Annotated in this window: 16 protein-coding genes; 14 read left to right on the top strand and 2 right to left on the bottom strand. The window is 69.3% G+C overall.

The annotated features are described in order from the left end of the window. Positions 1 to 85 precede the first annotated feature (85 nt). Positions 86 to 571, bottom strand: a complete 486-nt coding sequence (locus ABFO07_RS33690) for an HrpB1 family type III secretion system apparatus protein (RefSeq protein WP_059557840.1) — start codon at positions 569 to 571, stop codon at positions 86 to 88. A 290-nt stretch (positions 572 to 861) separates the two neighbouring features. On the opposite strand from ABFO07_RS33690, the gene ABFO07_RS33685 reads away from it, so the two are divergent. The 4 genes from ABFO07_RS33685 to ABFO07_RS33670 all read left to right on the top strand — a co-directional run bounded on the left by ABFO07_RS33685 (position 862) and on the right by ABFO07_RS33670 (position 4,895). Then, a complete protein-coding gene (locus ABFO07_RS33685) occupies positions 862 to 1,413 on the top strand; it encodes a hypothetical protein (RefSeq protein WP_347469774.1) in 552 nt (183 codons plus the stop codon). 133 nt (positions 1,414 to 1,546) lie between these two features. Further along, complete coding sequence (locus ABFO07_RS33680) at positions 1,547 to 2,638, top strand: sensor histidine kinase (protein WP_060015054.1); 1,092 nt, start codon at positions 1,547 to 1,549, stop codon at positions 2,636 to 2,638. Between the two features lie 47 nt (positions 2,639 to 2,685). Beyond that, entirely contained in the window at positions 2,686 to 3,435 is a 750-nt protein-coding gene (locus ABFO07_RS33675; protein WP_059810028.1) for a response regulator transcription factor, read from the top strand. Next, complete coding sequence (locus ABFO07_RS33670; protein ID WP_124490488.1) at positions 3,432 to 4,895, top strand: secretin N-terminal domain-containing protein; 1,464 nt, start codon at positions 3,432 to 3,434, stop codon at positions 4,893 to 4,895. The genes ABFO07_RS33675 and ABFO07_RS33670 overlap by 4 nt, the downstream gene beginning before the upstream one ends. 171 nt (positions 4,896 to 5,066) lie before the next feature. Here ABFO07_RS33670 and ABFO07_RS33665 read toward each other — a convergent pair whose 3' ends face one another. Further along, complete coding sequence (locus ABFO07_RS33665) at positions 5,067 to 6,170, bottom strand: type IV pilus twitching motility protein PilT (protein ID WP_059959495.1); 1,104 nt, start codon at positions 6,168 to 6,170, stop codon at positions 5,067 to 5,069. 311 nt (positions 6,171 to 6,481) lie between these two features. On the opposite strand from ABFO07_RS33665, the gene ABFO07_RS33660 reads away from it, so the two are divergent. From ABFO07_RS33660 to sctC, 10 genes are all read left to right on the top strand, one after another. Next, positions 6,482 to 7,057 carry a toxin co-regulated pilus biosynthesis Q family protein gene (locus ABFO07_RS33660; RefSeq protein WP_347469773.1) on the top strand — a complete coding sequence of 192 codons (576 nt, stop codon included), beginning with the start codon at positions 6,482 to 6,484 and terminating at the stop codon, positions 7,055 to 7,057. Then, a complete protein-coding gene (locus ABFO07_RS33655) occupies positions 7,057 to 8,787 on the top strand; it encodes a PilN family type IVB pilus formation outer membrane protein (protein ID WP_347469772.1) in 1,731 nt (576 codons plus the stop codon). Before ABFO07_RS33660 ends, ABFO07_RS33655 begins: the two co-directional genes overlap by 1 nt. 11 nt (positions 8,788 to 8,798) lie before the next feature. Then, on the top strand, positions 8,799 to 10,088 hold the full coding sequence (gene pilO2 / locus ABFO07_RS33650; RefSeq protein ID WP_059810036.1) for a type 4b pilus protein PilO2: 1,290 nt from the start codon (positions 8,799 to 8,801) through the stop codon (positions 10,086 to 10,088). Then, on the top strand, positions 10,078 to 10,602 hold the full coding sequence (pilP, locus tag ABFO07_RS33645) for a type IV pilus biogenesis protein PilP (RefSeq protein WP_347469771.1): 525 nt from the start codon (positions 10,078 to 10,080) through the stop codon (positions 10,600 to 10,602). The genes pilO2 and pilP overlap by 11 nt, the downstream gene beginning before the upstream one ends. Then, entirely contained in the window at positions 10,599 to 12,197 is a 1,599-nt protein-coding gene (locus tag ABFO07_RS33640) for a GspE/PulE family protein (protein WP_059891639.1), read from the top strand. The genes pilP and ABFO07_RS33640 overlap by 4 nt, the downstream gene beginning before the upstream one ends. After that, complete coding sequence (locus tag ABFO07_RS33635) at positions 12,187 to 13,263, top strand: type II secretion system F family protein (RefSeq protein WP_059557821.1); 1,077 nt, start codon at positions 12,187 to 12,189, stop codon at positions 13,261 to 13,263. Before ABFO07_RS33640 ends, ABFO07_RS33635 begins: the two co-directional genes overlap by 11 nt. Positions 13,264 to 13,295: 32 nt before the next feature. Continuing rightward, positions 13,296 to 13,847: a type 4 pilus major pilin gene (locus ABFO07_RS33630; protein WP_059959488.1), complete on the top strand. Its 552-nt coding sequence runs from the start codon at positions 13,296 to 13,298 to the stop codon at positions 13,845 to 13,847. A 36-nt stretch (positions 13,848 to 13,883) separates the two neighbouring features. Further along, positions 13,884 to 14,363: a type IV pilus biogenesis protein PilM gene (gene pilM, locus ABFO07_RS33625; protein ID WP_060273115.1), complete on the top strand. Its 480-nt coding sequence runs from the start codon at positions 13,884 to 13,886 to the stop codon at positions 14,361 to 14,363. Continuing rightward, positions 14,363 to 16,045: a type II secretion system protein gene (locus ABFO07_RS33620; RefSeq protein ID WP_347469770.1), complete on the top strand. Its 1,683-nt coding sequence runs from the start codon at positions 14,363 to 14,365 to the stop codon at positions 16,043 to 16,045. The genes pilM and ABFO07_RS33620 overlap by 1 nt, the downstream gene beginning before the upstream one ends. Before the next feature lie 117 nt (positions 16,046 to 16,162). Next, on the top strand, positions 16,163 to 17,959 hold the full coding sequence (sctC, locus tag ABFO07_RS33615) for a type III secretion system outer membrane ring subunit SctC (RefSeq protein ID WP_059881487.1): 1,797 nt from the start codon (positions 16,163 to 16,165) through the stop codon (positions 17,957 to 17,959). Positions 17,960 to 17,961: the final 2 nt, after the last annotated feature.

The raw sequence follows: 17,961 nt of genomic DNA, 5'->3' as shown, positions 1-17,961 counted from the left end.
GGGGCGTGACCGCGAGCATCCGCGCGTGCGCCGGCACCGTGCGCCGCCGATGTCGAACGATCCCGCCCGTTTCGATGCATCCGCTTCACTCCATCCCGCTCGCGTGCACATGCCGCGCCCACTGGTAGCGATCGAGCCGCAGCAGTAGCGAGATGCGCGCGGCGACGTCGTCGTCGTGCATGCGGGCGCCTTCCGCGAGCGCGTCCACTTTCAGGAACCGGCCGACGAGCACCGTCGACGCCCGATCCCCCGACAGCACCACCGTCTGCGCATAGCGCCGCCAGTCGTCGTCCTGCAATGCATACAGGCACCAGCTCTGCAGCGCCGCGCACAGCGGCGTGCCGCGCTCCTGGTCTTCGAGCGTGCGCAGGATGTGCAGCGCGCCGATCCAGTCGCGCCGGCTGATCCGCAGCCGCACGTCGCACAGGTCGATCGCGGCGTTGCGCGGCTGCAGCACACGCAGCGCGAGCAGCAATTCGTCGAGGTCGGCGTGCGCGCTGGCGCGCAGCCCGGCCGAATAGACCGAGAGCAGCGCGCGCAAGGCGGCCTTGTTGCACGGTTTGATCGCCATGTCGGTGCGATGCGTCGAGTAGAGATGATCCGTCGACGATGATCGCCGCCATGCGCGCGCGCGCGGCCGGCGCGTGCGAAGCGGCGTCATCCGTGACGAAGCGCGGCGTGGCGCGCCGCCGCGGCAAGCGCGCCACGGCCGATCGTTTCGGACGCCGCGACGCCGCTTCGCGCGCGGCGCGGCGTCCGCGCGCATGCTGCCTAAGCTTGTCGTCGAACCGCGGGCACACGAAGGCCGCGCGCGTTCCTTTCCCTTTCCCTCAATCGATGCACATTCATAGCGAGACGGTCATGAGCGTTAACGGCATTTCGAACCATGCCCTCAATCCGGCGCAGTACCAGTCGTCGAAGCCGACGAGCAGCCGCGATCAGAAGATCGACGAACTGCTCCACGAAATCGAGGAGCTGCTGATGCAGGACGATTCGGGCGACGGCGACGACACGAGCGTCGGCGACGATTCGTCCGGCAACTCGCCGACAGGCGGCAACACGCCGACGGGGGGCCACAGCCCGACGAACCACACGACGACGGGCGGCAAGCCCGGCGAGGACATGCGCGACGTGAAGCTGAACACGAAGGCAGGCGGCGAGGCGTTGCACCTGAAGATGGACTCGCAGGGCAACCTGTACAACGGCAGCGGCAATTCGGTCGGCGTCGTCGACAAGGACGGCACCGTGAAGCTGAACTCCGGCGCGACGAAGGAACTGGAGCGTCTCGAGACGGGCGGCAACCCGTTGATGAACGCGAACGTCGGCAAGCGCGGCGCGGGCGGCAACATGGAGTTCACGCAGGACGAAGTGACGGTGAGCGCGGGCGACATCGACCAGAAGGCCGACTTCTGATCGTGCGGGCGACGCGGCACGGCGGCACTGGACAAGCGCTTTCGAATCGGGTCACACTGCGCGCTTGCGCCGCCGCGCCGCGGCTCGTCCAATCATTCGCGGACCATGACGTCCGCCGGAGCAGAACGTGAGCGTGCCGCCACGGGCCGATGCCCGGATCTTCGACGTGATGCAGGCCAGGCAGGCATGGGGCACGCTCGCGCTCGACCATGACGGCGCGATTCTCGCGGCCACCGCGCGTGCGCACGCGCTGTTCGGCCGCACGCTGCCCGCCGGGCTGCCGCTGCGCGCGATGCTCGGCGATGCGGCGAGCGCGGCGCTCGCGGATGCCGCCGCGCTGTTCGACGCACTCGAACAAGGATTCGAATTCGAAACCGACGATGCGATCCTGTGGTTGACGCTGCAGCGGGTCGAGCACGATCCGGAGATTGCCGCGACGGTCACGGTGGCCGATGTCACGCCGCTGCGGCGCGCGCTCGACGAGCGCGTCGCGTCGCTGCGCTTTCTTGCGCACGACCTGCGTTCGCCGCAGAATTCGATCCTCGCGCTGACCCAGCTCCACGACGCCGATCCGGACGCGTTCGCCGCGTGCGGCGGCCTCGGGCGGATCGAGCAGCTCGCGCGGCACGCGCTGCTGCTCGGCCAGGACTACCTCGTCGCGTCGGCGGCGGACGATCTCCGGCAACGGCATTTCGTGCGCTTCGACCTGCGCACGATGCTGCGCGAGCTCGTGCCGAAGCTCGAAGTGGGCGCCGTCTATCGCGGCGTCGCGCTGCAGCTGTGGCTCGACGACGCCACGCCGCTGTGGCTGCGCGGCGCGCGCGTGTTCGTCGCCCGCGCGCTGCAGAACCTCGTCGACAACGCGGTGCAGGCGTCGCGGCAGGGCGCGCGCGTCGAGATCCGGCTGCACGTGCGCGACGCGCATGCGGAAGTGACGATCCGCGACTGGGCCGGCGGCCTGCCGGGCCTCGCGCCGGATGCGCGCATGACCGATTTCGCGCCGCTCGCGAAGCGCGGCTCGATGGGCTTCGGCCTCGGGCTGCAGCTCGCCGCGCAGGTGGCGGCCGCGCATGCGGGCACGCTGTACGCCGAATCGAATCGCGGCGTCGGCACGACCTTCGTGTTGCGCGTGCCGATGCTTGCGCCGGCGGCGGCCCATGATGTACCGCCGGCCGTGCCGGAAGGCGTCGCGCGCTGGCGCGCGAGCGTCGCGCCGGACGGCTGAGCGCGCGCGCGTTTTTTCTTTTTCGCTTGACGACCCCTATTTCCACGATGTCCGAACCGAACATGCAGCGCAACGTGCAGCAGCCCAAGCAGATCGTCGTCGTCGAGGACGATCCGGTGCAGCGCACGCTGCTCGTCACCTGGCTCAAGGCCGAGGGCTACCGCGTCGAGGCGTTCGACGACGGCCTCGACGCGCGCCGCTTCCTCGGCGAGAGCTGGGCCGACTTGCTGCTGCTCGACTGGGATCTGCCCGGGATGACGGGCGAGCGGCTGCTCGCGTGGGTGCGCGGCCGCGCGCGCTCGATCGTCCCCGTGATCTTCCAGACCGTGCATTCGGACGAAGAGGACATCGTGAAGATCCTCGACGCCGGCGCGGACGATTTCCTCATCAAGCCGCTCGAAAAACAGACGCTGCTCGCGCGCGTACGCGCGCTGCTGCGGCGCTTCGCGGCGCTGTCGGTCGACAGCGGGCGCATGCAGCTCGGCGGCTACACGCTGTCGCGCGCGACGCTGAGCGTGTCCGACGGCAGCGCGTCGCATGCGTTCAGCGCGAAGGAGTTCGACATCCTGTGGCATCTGGCCGAGCATCCGGGCACCGTCGTGCAGCGGCAGGACCTGCTGCGGCTCGTGTGGGGCGCGGAAGCGAACGCGCAGACCCGCTCGGTCGACATGTACGTGAGCCGGCTGCGCAGCCGGCTGAAGGCGGCGGGCCTCGGCTGGGCCGTGCAGGCCGCTTACGCGACCGGCTATCGGCTGAACCTGGGCGCGGACGCGGAACCGGCGGATCGCGCATCGTGACGCGGCGTGCGGCCGCATCGGCTGCCGCGCTGGCGCTGGCGCTCGCGCTCGCGGGCCATGCGCCCGCGCTGCACGCGGTGCCGCTCACGTGGCCGCTCGCCCGCTTCGACTATCGCGTCGGGCCGGTGAACGCCGCCGACGCGTTGAGCGAGCTGAGCCGACGCTCGGGCGTCGCCATCGACATCAAGACAGACACGCCGTGCCGGTTCGACGCGCGCGACGCGCTGCCGCCGCAGCGTTTCGTCGACCGGGTCGCGCAGGCGTGCGGGCTCGCGTCGTACTACGACGGCGCGGTGCTGCAACTCGTCGCGCCCGCTGCGTTCGAGCGCGCGGCCGTGCGGCTCAACTACGCGACGCTGGCCGAGCTGCGCGCGACGCTCGCGCGGCAGCGGATCGCCGATGCGCGCTGGCAGCCCGGCTACGACGACGCGGCGCGGGTCGTGCGGGTTGCCGGCCCGCCGCGCTATGTCGCGCTGGTGCTGTCCGCCGCGCGCGCGCTGGACGAGGCCGCGCAGGCGCGCGTGCGCACCGAGACGCGGGCGTTCCGGCTGCGCACGCGCACGGCGGCCGATCGGCTCGTGAGCGGCGAAGATGACGATGCGCCGCTGCCGGGCCTCGCGACGCGGCTGCGCCGCCGGTTCGAGCAGGACGGCCTCGCGCCGCGCGCGGTGCCGGGCGTGCGCGAATTCACCGCGTCGCTGCCGATCGTCGACGCGGACGCACGCTCGAACACCGTGCTGATCCGCGACGTGCCCGCGCGGCTCGCCCGCGACGCGCGGCTTGTCGCGCAGCTCGATACGCTGCCGGCACCGATCCGGATCGATGCGTTCGGCGCGACGCTGGCGCCCGCCCGGCTCGATGCGCTCGGGCTGCGGTGGCGCGACGGCACGCAGGCGGCCGGCGCCCCGCGCGTCGCGATCGCGCCCGCACCGGACGGCTGCGCGCCGGCCCGTGCGCGCATCGCCGAACTGGCCGCGCACGGCGACGCGTCGATCGACGCCGATGGCTCGACGCTCACGCTGCCCGACGGCAGCGCCGATTTTGGCCGGTTGCGGCAGGCGTTCGTGCCGTCCGGCGACGGCGATGCGCGCTCGCTCGACGCGCAGCGCAACGGCTTCGCGATGCGCATCACGCCGCACGAAACCGCGCAGGCGGGCCGCTACGCGCTCGACCTGCGGATCGTCGAGCGCTGGGCGAGCGGGGGCGCGCCGTCGCGCGACACGGTGTCCGACGTGACGCTCTCGGCAGGAGAATGCGCGGCGCTCGCGCTGCCGCCCGCCGACGGGCGCGGCGAGCAGCGGCTCGTCCTGGTGACGCCGCGCGTTGCGCCGCCGCCCGCCAGCCCGGTCGCCCGTGCGCCGGCCACCGCGAAGCCCGCGCCGCGCACGCATGCGCCGTCACGCGCGCATCCGTCGGCCGGCCTCGGCCTCAGCACGCAAACGCGCCTGCTCGGCAATTGATGCCATTTTCGCTCATTATTAAAACGGCGATCGCGCACGATTTATACGCACGATCGAGCGCGACTTTTTAAATTAATGCGGCCGGTCAATTAACGTGCGATCCGTGCGTGTTTATCTGATTTTTTTTCGTTTTTAGATCGGCGATAAAAATGCCGGCCCGGCTGCGTACGTCTATCGATTAACAATGGACTGCATCATTTCATTCAGTTCGAGTCGATTGTAAGTCGCCCGTAATGCGTCCTTCGCCGTGATCCGGCTGCGGGCCGCGAGCGCGGCGAGATCGTCGTTCAGCGAGCGCGACATGTTGTCCTCGCGGCGCCGCAGGAACTCGTTGACGAGGTGCAGCTTGGCCGGATCCGCGATCAGCTTTGCGACCTGGTTGTTGTTGTTGAACAGCAGCTCGCTCGCGAGCACGAGGCTTTCGCCGTCCGCGCTCGGCACGAGGCTCTGGCAGACGATGCCGATCAGCGATTCGGCGAGCGCGACCGCGTGCCGGTCGCGCTGCTCGACTGGAAAGAACGACAGCAGCTTGTTGAGCGCGCTGACCGCGCTGCCCGTGTGCATCGTCGCGAGCACCAGATGCCCGGATTCGCCCGCCTGCAGCAGCGTGTCGGCCGTCTGCGCGTCGCGCACCTCGCCGACCATCACGACGTCCGGCTTCTGCCGCAGCGCCTCGCGCAGCCCGTGCGGGAAATTCGGCGTATCGGTCGGCACTTCGCGTTGCGAGATGATCGACTGGCGGCGCTCCAGATAGTATTCGATCGGCTCCTCGATCGTGACGATATGGGTGTTGCGCGTCGCGTTGATGTGCTCGAGCAGCGACGCGATCGTCGTCGTCTTGCCCGAGCCCGTCGGGCCGGTGACGAGGATGATGCCCTTCGTGTTGTCGAGCATCGAGCGCACGTAGACGGGCAGGCCGAGCTCCTCGAGGGGCAGCGGCTTGAGCGGCAGGCGGCGCATCGAGATCACGATCTTGCGGCCGCCGCCCGCGCGATATACGTGGCAGCGCAGCCGGCAGCGCGTGAGGACGAACGGGCGGTCGAGCGTGCCCTGACGCAGCGCGCTCTCCCAGTGCTCGTCGATGGCGTCGAGCAGCGGCCGCATGTCGTCGAGAAGCACCGGTTCGTCGCTCGTCTCGACCCAGCCGCGCGGCGTCTTGATCGTGACGGGGCGATCCTGCTCGATGTGGATGTCGGTGAACATCTGCTTCAGATCGATCAGGCCGAGCACTTCGCCGGCGAGATCGCGCAGCGGGGCGGCAGCATGCTGGTTCATCTTGATGGCGATTCGAGTGATTGAAAAGGACGGCGCATTACGCGCGGGCGGGAAATTTGAATGGTCTATTCAATTTTGCACGCAAACTAGCTTTTGTCAAACTGTTCGGGGTATATTTGCCGCGCAATAATCACTTCAATAATGCGACTGCGTGCGTAGACCTATTATGTACAGCCGCGCTAATCCCGGGTCCGGAAAGCCCATTGAGGCCGCGCAGGCGGCCCGAGGCGCCGGACACGACATCCGGGGTCATCGGGCGGCAAAGCGCGGGGCCAGCGGCGCACGGCAGCAGTCGAGTAACGAGGACAATCATGATGCACGGCGCTACGGTCGCCGCGGCCGCGTTCATCGCGTTCGCGCTTCTTGCAACCGATTGCGCGGCGAGCGGCACGCCCGCCGGCACCGAGCCGGCACCGGCCAGCCCATTTGCCGAGCGCTTCGATCACGCGCCGCTGACCGCGCAGCGCGGCGACGTGCCGCGGGTGGCGCAAGCGCAAACGCAGGCGCAAACGCAAACGCAGGCGCAAACGCAAACGCAGGCGCAAGCGCAAGCGCAGGCGCAGGCGCAGGCGCAGGCGGGCGCCACGCCAGCCCCGGCCGCGCGGCCCGTGCCGCCGCCGGTGGCGAACCTGCCCACCTGGGACGTGCGCGCCTCCGACGGCACGATTCGCGGCGTTTTGTCGCGCTGGGCGCGCACGGCGGGCTGGCAGCTCGTGTGGGACGCGCCGGTCGATTTCAGCATCGATGCGCAGGCGACGCTGCGCGGCTCGTTCGAGGACGCGCTGCAGGCGCTCGTCGCGAGCCTCGGCCGTACGTCGACGCCGATCCAGGCGATTCTCTATCAAGGCAATCATGTGTTGCGCGTCGTCGCGCAAGGAGCGGGCTGATGCGCATCTTTCTCGCCATTTCGTTACTGGCCGCCGTGCTGCTGGGCGGCTGCACCGGGCTGCGCAGCGGCATCGAACGGGATACGCAGCGCGATTCGAATGAATCCGGCGCGCTCGTGAAGCGCGCACTCGACGGCGACAACAGCGTGCATGCGCTGTCGCCCGTCGTCGTGAACGACGGGCTGTGGGTATCGGCGGGTACCGTCAAGCTGCAGCACGGCGAACAGCTGCCGTCGCTGTTCGACGAGCCGGCGTCGTTTGATCGCTCGGTCTCTTCGTTGTCCGAATTCGCCGAGCAGATCACGCGGCTCACGCAGGTGCCGACCCAGGTCGCCGCCAGCGCCCAGCAGGCGGCCGCGCGTTCGCAGCAGGGCGGCGGCGCGGACGGCGCCGCGCGCAGCGCGCCCGCGTTCCTCGACGCGGCGGGCGGGCGCTCGGTGCCGCCGCTGCCGCCCGGCATGCCGGGCGGCGCCTCGTCCGGCGGCGGCAACGCGGGCGGCGGCACGTCGTTCGCGCCGGCGCGGATCCTGTACACGGGCGGCACGCTGCGCGGCCTGCTCGACGCGGCGTGCGCGCGCTTCGGCGTGTTCTGGAAATACGAGCAGGGCGCGATCCGCTTCTTCTTCACCGATACCCGCACGTTCCAGGTCAACGCGATTCCCGGCGATTCGTCGCTGAACGCGTCGGTCGTGAGCGGCGCGACGAGCGACGGCACGTCGGGCGGTTCGCAGTCCGGCGGCTCGGGCGGCGGCACGAACGGCGGGAACGGCAACACGTCGGGCCTCACCGCGAACAACACGGCGAACACCGCGGTGAATTCGCAGCTGTCGGTGTTCAACGGCCTGCAGAGCGCGATCCAGTCGATGCTGTCGCGCTACGGCAGCTCGGTGTCGTCGCCGGCCACCGGCTCGATCTCGGTGACGGATACGCCCGACGTGCTCGAGCGCGTCGCCACGTTCATGACGCAGCAGAACCGCTCGCTGTCGCGGCAGGTGATGCTGAACGTGACCGTGCTCAGCGTGTCGCTGAAGGCGGGCGACGCGTACGGGATCGACTGGAGCCTCGTCTACAAGACGATGTCGGCGAGTTTCGGCATCACCAATCCGTTCAAGCCGGCGGCGCTGACGTCGCCCGCCGATCTCGCCGCGACCGTGCTCAGCCCGACGAGCCGCTTCAACGGCACGAAGCTGCTGATCCGCGCGCTGTCGCAGCAGGGCACGGTGCGGCGCAAGACGTCGGCGTCGGTCACGACGCTCAACAACCAGCCGGTGCCCGTGCAGGTCGCGACGCAGACGGGCTACCTCGCGTCGGTGTCGACGACGAACACCGCGAACGTCGGCTCGTCGACGGCGCTCACGCCGGGCACCGTGACGACCGGCTTCAACATGACGCTGCTGCCGCACGTGCTCGACGACGGCACCGTGATGCTGCAGTTCTCGACCAACATCTCGTCGCTGCTCGAGCTGAAGGACGTGTCGAGCAGCACGGGCAGCGGCGCGACGCGCATCCAGACGCCCAACGTCGACATGCGCAACTTCCTGCAGCGGGTCGCGATGAAGTCGGGCGAGACGCTCGTCATCAGCGGCTACGAAGGCGCGAACGATTCGCTCGACGAGCGCGGCGTCGGCACGCCGAAGATGATCGCGCTCGGCGGCGGCTACGAGGCGCAGCGCCAGCGCGAGGTGATCGTGATCCTGATCACGCCTGTCACGCAGCGCGGCGGCGCCTGACGGAGCCGGCGATGAGCGCGCAGGTGATTCAAATCGGCCGCCAGCGCTTTGTCGGCGGCCTGTTCTGGCAGTCGCTGTCGAGGCGCAACGAGCTGCGCGCCGAAGCGGTCGAGCTCGCGAAGAAGCTGAAGTTCGACCTGATGGTGCTGCGGATCGATCGCGGCGTCGCGGCGGCCGGCTATGCGAACACGCGCGACGGCTTCGCGCCCGGGCATCTGTCGCTCGGCGCGATGGTGTCGCGCGCGATCGCGCTCGAAGGCGCGTTCTACAACGGCCGCCGCCAGCCCGCGCCGAACTGGCTCGGTGCGTTCGCGCTGCCCGACGGGCGCTGGGCCTACTTCGCGGTGCGCGACCACGCGTTCATGCCGAACGGCGACTGGGTCGGCACGCGCGACGAAGCGCTGGAACGGCTGCATACCGACTATGCGTGGGGCGGCTGGAACGTCGTGATCGGCGAACCGGAGCTCGAGAAGCAGGGGTTCCAGAATTTCCAGCCGAAACGCCTCGACGAACTGCTGCCGCGCCGCGGCGGCCGGCCGCGCACCGAGCGCTGGTGGGCGCTGCGGCCGGTCGAGCGGCGCCTGTCGCCGCGCGCCGCGCTGATCGCGGCGACGGTCGTGTGCGTCGCGGCCGGCGCGGGGCTCGCGTATTGGCACCATCGCACGAAGGTCGAGGCCGAGGAACGCGAGGCGGCGCTCGAACGCGTGCGCGCGGAGCTCGCCGCGCGGCAGGCGAAGGGCGGCCCGATCGCGCACCCGTGGGCGACGCTGCCCGACGCGGTCGGCTTCGCGCGTGCGTGCGCCGCAAGCTTCGGCCGGCTCGCGCCGGGCGGCTGGCAGCTCGACCGCTATGAATGCACGCCGGGCACCGCGCACTACGGATGGGCGCGCAACGGTTCGAACGTGCGCTACCTGCTCGCCGTGGAGCCCGACGCAATTGTCGACACCGACGGCGAACGCGCGTCGCTCGACGTGCCGCTCGTCGCGCCGGCCGCGGGGGACACGCCGCTCGTCGACGATTCGGCTGTCAGGACGCAACTTCTGTCGCGGCTCCAATGGCTCGATGCCGCCGCTAAACTCGACGAGCTGCTTCCCGGCCAGGCGTCGCAGGCGCAGCTCGCGAATCTCGCGCAGCAGGCCGCCGCCGCGACCGCGTGGCGCACGTACCGGCTCACCGCGAACCTCGGCGGCGTGGCGCCGCCCGAGTTCGTGCGCGCGATCGACGTGCCGGGGCTGCGCGTGCAGCGCATCGCTTACCAGAACAACCAGTGGACTCTCGAAGGAGTGCTCTATGCGAAATAGTCGTGTCCGAACGACGTGCGTGCTGGGCCTGGCGTTGCTCGCCGGCGCCGCGCGCGCGGCGGGGCCCGCGTCGCTCGACGACAGCGGCGCGACCGCCGCACGGCTCACGCAGCTGCAAAGCGAGACGGTGCTGCTGCAGGCGCAGCTGAAGAAGCTCGAGACACAGCAGCAAGTGATCGAGCGTACCGCGCAGCTCGCGCGCGTGCTCGGCGGCGGCGCGCCGGCTGCCGGGCAGTTCACGGTGACGGCGATCGAAGGCGTCGGCAAGCGCGCGTTCGCGACGCTGCGGATGAACGGCGGCGCGGAATTCGAGGTGCAGCGCGGTGACGCGCTGCCGGACGGCGGGCGCGTCGTCGCGATCGAGCCGCGCGCGGTCGTCGTGTCGAATCGCGGGCGCACGATGCGGCTGTCGACGGCGTCGCCGTCGTCTTCCTATGCGGGCAATCCGCCGCTGCCGGCCGACGCGGCGCCGCCGCTGCCGACGCAGCCCACCCTGCCGGCGAGCGGTTCATGAGCCGGGGCGCGCATCGACCCGAGCCGGCGTTCGCGCATGCGACGCCGCCTGCGCCCGCCGCCGCGCAGCCGCGTGCGGTCAGCGAAGCGGGCGACTTCGCCGCGAGCGTCGAGGAGCGCAAGTTCGTCTGCCTGTTCGACGACGGGCGCCTGCTGATCGCCGACGGCCACGAGATGAACCCGTTCGTGCTGTCGTATCGCGCGCGGCTCGACCGGATGGGCCGGCCGTACCGGCCGACTGCCGCGACGCTGACGCAGGTGCGCGAGGCGTACCGGCAGCATGTCGCGGGCGGCGGCGAGCGGCTCGATCACACGGTGATGCAGGTGCTCGCGAAGGAGCTGATCGGCCGTGCGTGCCGCGAGCGCGCGTCGGACATCCATATCCGCGTGCGCCGCTTCAGCACCGAGGTCTACTTCCGGATCCACAACGAGCTCGCGCGCGTGAACGAGCACACGCGCGAGCACGGCGAGCGGCTGCTCGCGACGCTGTACGGCGCGATGACGACGGTGTCCGACAACAGCTACCGGCCGAGCGAGCGGCAGGACGCGAGCATCGGCGATCGCGACAAGCTGCCGGACGACCTGTACGGCGTGCGGATCGCGACGACGCCGACGAGCGACGGCAGCCTGATGGTGCTGCGGCTGTTGTACAACGATGCGGGCGACGCGACCGATCTCGCGGCGCTCGGCTTCGCGCCCGAGCATGTGGCGGCGTTCCGCGCGCTGCGCGCGCAGCCGCACGGGATGAACATCATCAGCGGCCCGACCGGCTCCGGCAAATCGACGACGCTGCAGCGCATGCTCGCCGCGCAGATCGACGAGTCGCGCGGCAGCCTGCACGTGATCACGGTCGAGGATCCGATCGAGTATCCGATCGACGGCGCGGTGCAGACGCCGGTGGCGAATGCGCAGACGGAGGACGCGCGCGCGCTCGCGTTCGCGGCGGCGATCACGAACGCGATGCGGCTCGATCCGGACACGATCATGATCGGCGAGATCCGCGACCGCGCGTCCGGGCAGACGGCGCTGCGCGCGTCGATGACGGGCCACCAGGTGTGGACGACGGTGCATGCGAACAGCGCGCTCGCGATCGCCGACCGCCTGATCGATCTCGGCCTGCACGCGCGGATGGTCACCGATCACACGGTGGTCTCCGGGCTCATCAGCCAGCGTCTCGTGAAGCTGTTGTGCCCGGATTGCAAGCTGCGGCTCGTCGATCATCCGGAGCGGATCGAGCCGGGCCTGTTCGCGCGGCTGCGGCTCGCGCTCGACGGCCGGCTGCACGACGTGTGCATCGCGGGCGACGGCTGCGAGCATTGCCGTTCGGTCGGCACGATCGGCCGCACGGTGGTGGCCGAAGTGATCCTGCCCGATGCGCGGCTGTTCGAATACCTGCGCGACGGCGACAAGGTCGGCGCGCTCGAATACTGGACTCGCACGCTCGGCGGGATGACGCTTGCCGAGCACGCGCTGCGCAAGGTCGCGGCGGGGCTCGTCGATCCGCGCGGCGTCGAGCGCATCGTCGGCACGCTCGCGCCGGTGGCGGGCGAAGCGCGGCAGCAGTTGTCGCTCGTCGGGCTGAGTTATGGCACTTGAGCTGAATCGCCGCTGGGCGAAGCTCAGCCTGAACGCCGACGAGCGGCTGCGCGTGTACCGCAAGGTCGCGAAGATGCTCGGCAACGGGCTGCCGCTGCTCAAGGTGCTCGAGGAGCTCGAATGGCGCGCGTCGCGCGAGGGCCGCAAGCCGCGCGAGCCGCTCGCGATCGTGCTGTCCGACTGGCGGCTTGCGGTGCAGAACGGCCGGATGCTGTCCGAGGCGATGGAAACGTGGGTGCCCGCGACCGAGCAGATGATCATCGCGGCCGGCGAGCAGGCGGGGCGCATCGAGGACGCGCTCGCGTCGGTGGCCGACATCGTGCAGTCGGGCCGCAAGATCCGCCGCGCGGTGACGGGCGGCGTCGCGTATCCGGTCGGGCTGGTCGTGATGGTGATCGGCTACCTGTACCTGTTCGGCACGCACGTGATCCCCAAGTTCGCGATGATCGCCGATCCGACGCACTGGCACGGCGCCGCGCGCTCGTTGTACGTGATGTCGGAGTTCGTGCAGGGGTGGATGCCTGTGGTGGTCGTGCTGCTCGTCGCGGTGTTCGCCGCGCTCGCGTGGTCGCTGCCGCGCTGGCGCGGCCCGCTGCGCATCGTAGCGGACCGCGTGCCGCCTTATTCGATCTACCGGCTCGTCACGGGCAGCGGCTTCCTGATCGCGTTCTCGGCGCTGCAGGCGTCGGGCGTCACGGTCGAGAAGGCGCTGCTCAAGATCGGCGCGGTCGCGGGGCCGTGGCTGCGCGAGCGGATCGACGACACGCTGGTCGGCGTGAAGTCGGGCCTCAACGCCGGCGAGGCGCTGCTCAACGCCGGCTATCACTTTCCGTCGCGCGAGATCGTCGAGGATCTGTGCATCTACGCCGAGTACGGCGGCTTCGACGCGGCGCTCAAGATGCTCGCCGACGAATGGCTCGAAGAGGGCGTCACGCGGATCGCCGCGCAGATGCGCGTGCTGAACGGCATTGCGATCGTCGTGCTCGCGATGCTGATCGGCTGGCTCGTGACGGGCTTCTTCGGTATCCAGCAGGAAATCGCCGCGATGACGCGCGCGATGCATTGACGTCGCGCAATTTCAATTCAGGAGAAGACCAGATGAAACCACTCGCTAATCATCCCGCTTATCGACATGAACCGGCGTTTTGCCGGCGGCATCGCAAGGAGCGCGGTGCATCGCTGCTCGAGAGCATCGCGTATCTCGGCGTTGCCGCGATCGTGATCGTCGGCGCGATCGCGCTGCTCGGGTCGGCGTTTTCCAGCGCGAATACGAATCGGCTTGCGGAGGAGCTGAATGCGATTCAGACGGGGACGAAGAAGCTTTATATGGGGCAGGTGAATAATTACGGGAAGGATTCGATGAACGCGAATCTGATTGCGGCGAAGGTGTTTCCTAGCACGCTACCTACGGGCGCCAACGATACCGTATCGAACACGTGGGGCGGTACCGTTACGGTGACTGGAACCGGACAGGCGTTCACGGTCAAATACACGAATGTTCCACGCGACGTCTGTATCAACACGTTGACGGCCGGCGGAAACTGGCAATCGGCGGCGATCGGTCAAAAGAACGTCAACTATCCGGTTTCGCCGGGCGATGCGACGGGCGCTTGCACTGACAACGCCACTATTATCTGGACATCGAACTGACGTAGCCCGGACTGTCTCGATAGCGCTCCCGTTGCCATGTACGCATTCGCGATCACGCTGATCCTCGCTTCGCTGGCGGCCGTCTACGCGACGCTGCAAAGCCCGTCCACCATTCCCGCGCTGCAGCCGGAGCGCACCGCGCAAGCGCTCGCCGAGAACCTCGCGATCTACCGGCAGGCGACGCTCGACTACGCGCGCACGCATCCCGGCACGCGTGGCGCGGTGCCTGACACGAAGCTTCCGCTTCCCGCGTGGTACCCGGGCGCGAACCCGCTATGGCGCAACTTCGTCAGGGACGGCACCGTTGTCGCGTATGCGTCGGCGGCACCGTCCGTCAATATCACGGGCGAGATCGCGACGCTTGCCGACGGTTCGCTGTTCGCGGGCGTCGCATACCGAAACGCGGTCGTGCGCCCCGGCCACGCGAATCCGAACGCGCCGGCGGACGGCGTGCCGTTGCCTGCCGGGCTGACGATCGCGAACGGCCTGCCGGTCTGGATGGGGCAAGCATACTGATGCGTTTCACGTCTTCCCGCCGCCGCGCGCGCGGCTTCTCGCTGATCGAGGTGCTCGGCGCGCTGGCAATCGCCGCAGTGATGCTCGCCGGCATCGCGATGTTGGTCGACACGTCGCTCGACGACGTGCGCGCACAGCAGGCCGCGCAATACCAGTCGCAGGTGACGGCGGCGGCCACGCGCGCGTTGAAGCGCGATTACGATGCCTGGTGGCAGCGCGCGAATAAGCTGACGCCCATCGTGATGAAGCTGACCGATTTGCAGACGACGAACGATCTGCCCGCCGCACTCCGCTCGACGAACGCGTACGGCCAGCACACGTGCGTGCTCATCAAGCGGAGCGCGGGCAGCGTCGGGCTCGACGCGCTCGTCGTGACGACGGGCGGCGAGCCGATCGGCGACAAGGAACTCGGCCTCGTCGCCGCGAGCGCGGGGCCGGGCGGCGGCTCGATCAGCAAGACGTTTCCGAACGAGGCGCGCGGCGCATTCGACGCATGGCGGATGCCGCTCGGCGCGTTCCTCGGCGGCAGTTCGCCGAAGTGCGATCCGGCCGACGCCGCGCCGCCGAACGCGGGACACCTCGCCAACGAAATCTTCTTCAACGGTCCGGGCCAGCAGATCAACAGCGATTACCTGTACCGCGTCGGCGTTACCGGCCATCCGGAGGCGAACGCGATGCAAGTGCCGATCTGGCTGACGCAGAAATTCGCGGAGGGCAACCTCGACGAAGCGAACTGCGGAACGGCCGGCAACTTCACGAACGGCAAGCTCGGCGCGGACACGTTCGGCAATCTGCTGAGCTGCCAGAACGGTGTTTGGCGCAGCACGGGCGGTCACTGGAAAGATCCTGTCGAGACGACTAACAAGCTGCCCAACGACGAATTGAACCATGTCGGCGACGTGCGCCTCACGCTCGACAAGTTCCGCGCGTATGCATGGACAGGCGCCGCCTGGCAGGCCCTCGCGGTCGACCAGAACGACAACCTGATCGTACCCGGCGTCGTCTCCGCGAACCAGTACGAGATCACCGGGCGCGTCGTCGTCAATACACCGTGCGCGGCCGACAAGAGTCGTCCAGACGCCGGCCTCATATCGATGGGCAAGGACGGACAAGTGCTGTCCTGCCAGGACGGCAAATGGCTGCCGCAGTCCGGGATCAAGATCGGCAGCACGGACATGGACTGCCAGATCCTGATGGCGACGCCGGGCGCGACCGATTTCTCGCAATGCTCGTACACCTATACCGGCGGCTATCCGAACGGCTCGTTCATCAGCTACGCGGAGGACGGCACCTACACGTACCGGATCGAACGCCCCGTCACGCTCGACAACAACGGGCTCATTTCGGTGAGCGCGTACATGCACATGAGCTACGCGGTCTGCAATTCGAAGGGCTGGGAAGGACAGATGCGGCTCGTCGTCGACATCGTCGATATTCAGAGCAACAAGGTGATCGCGCACGGCGACGCGCAATCGCCGAAGCTCATCGACGATGCGGCGACGATCAACGTCACGCTGAACCAGGCCGCCGAGCCGCGGCGGGGCTACAAGGTCGTGCTGTCCAGCAACTGGGCGACCTACGACCGCAACGCGACGCCGTGGACGTCGAACTACTGCAACAGCAAGAAGACCTTCCTCCAGACCCCCCTCGCCACCGGCTGGACCATCAATTCGTTCTATTGAACGCGCCTTCGCCGCGCGCCGCGTTCGCCGCGCGCGGCTGCGGTTAACTGCACGGGTCTCCCATTCGCGGCGCGCGCCGGTCCGACCGGCCGCCGCGCGCCCCCACCGGACGCCCCCATGAAGGCCAAGATCCCCGTATTGCTGTCCCTGCTGTGCTCGCTCGCGAGCCTTTCCGTCGACGCCGCGCCGATCCGCTGGCGCAGCACCGAAGTCCAGTACGCGGCGGAGGGCAAGGACGTGAAGGACGTGCTGCGCGACCTCTGCGCGAGCCAGAACATCGCGGCGAACGTCGCGCCCGGCGTGAGCGGCGCCGTCAGCGGCAAGATGAAGATGTCGCCGCAGCGCTTCCTCGACACGCTCGCCGCGTCGTTCGGCTTCGTCTGGTACTACGACGGCACCGTGCTGAACGTGACGCCCGCGAGCGACATGAAGAGCACGCTCGTCAAGCTCGATCACGCGAGCACGGGCGACCTGCGCGACCTGCTCGAGCAGATGAAGGTGGCCGATCCGCGCTATCCCGTCACCTACAACGAGAAGCAGCGCACCGCGCTCGTCGCGGGGCCGCCGCGCTACGTCGAGCTCGTGACGAGCGTCGCCGCGCGGCTCGACGAGAATTCCGCGCGCACGGGCGGCACGGCGATCCGCGTGTTCTCGCTGAAGCACGCGTGGGCCGCCGATCGCGACGTGAATGTCGACGGCACGACGGTGTCGATGCCCGGCGTCGCGTCGCTGCTGAACCGGATGTATCACCCGGGCGACGGCAAGCGCACGTCGCAGACCACGGTCGGCAAGCCGATCAGCCGCGCCGCGCCGATGACGGACATCGGCGGCGGGCGCAGCGGCGTGCCGGCCTTGCCGCCGCTGCCGCCGTACATGCAGGGCGCGCAGCCGGGCGACGGCGCGGGCCTGCCGTCCGGCGGCCAGGGTGGCGACCCGCGGCCGAGTGGCATGGTCGCCGCCGCGCTCGCGAATACCGGCGCGGCGCGCTTGCCCGATGCGACCGGCGGCGCGAGCGGCGTGCCGGTGGGCGCGGCCGACGCGTCCGACCTGCCGGTGATCCAGGCCGATCCGCGCACGAACTCGATCCTCGTGCGCGACGTGCCCGAACACATGGCCCAATACCCGGACCTCATCGCGCTGCTCGACGTGAAGCCGCGCCTGATCGAGATCGAGGCGCGCATCATCCAGATCGACGAAGGCGCGCTCAAGCAGCTGGGCGTCGACTGGCGCGCGCACAACAGCCATTTCGACGTGCAGACGGGCACGGGGCGCACGTCGCAGAATGCGTATGCGAACGGCTCGCTGAACCCGACGTTCGGCTCGATCTCGCTGTCCGGCAACGACTCGGTGAGCGTGCCGGCGAGCCCGCTCGGCTTGTCGCTGACGGCCGTGCTCGGCGACGCGGGCCGCTATCTGCTCACGCGGATCAACGCGCTCGAATCGTCGAACCAGGCGCGCACCGACGCCAGCCCGAAGGTCACGACGCTCGACAACGTCGAGGCGGTGATGGACAACAAGAAGCAGTTCTTCGTGCGCGTCGCGGGCTACACGTCGGCCGACCTGTACAGCATCTCGACGGGCGTGTCGCTGCGCGTGCTGCCGATGGTCGTCGAGGAGGGCGGGCGCACGCAGATCAAGCTCGACGTGCGGATCGTCGACGGCGAGTTGTCGAACCAGACGGTCGACAGCATTCCGGTGATCGTGTCGACCGAAATCAACACGCAGGCATTCATCGAGCAGGGGCAGGCGCTGCTGATCGCGGGCTACAAGGTGGATGCGCGCTCGAACACGCAATCGGGCGTGCCGGTGCTGTCGAAGCTGCCGCTGCTCGGCGCGCTGTTCCGCTCGACGGACAAGCAGGACGGGCACAGCGAGCGGCTGTTTCTCGTGACGCCGCGCGTGATCGAGCCTTGAGT

This window comes from Burkholderia stagnalis (genome assembly GCF_039848545.1).
GTDB lineage: Bacteria > Pseudomonadota > Gammaproteobacteria > Burkholderiales > Burkholderiaceae > Burkholderia > Burkholderia stagnalis.
Note: the sequence above shows the minus strand (reverse complement) of the source record. Positions and strands in the feature narration are given on the sequence as shown.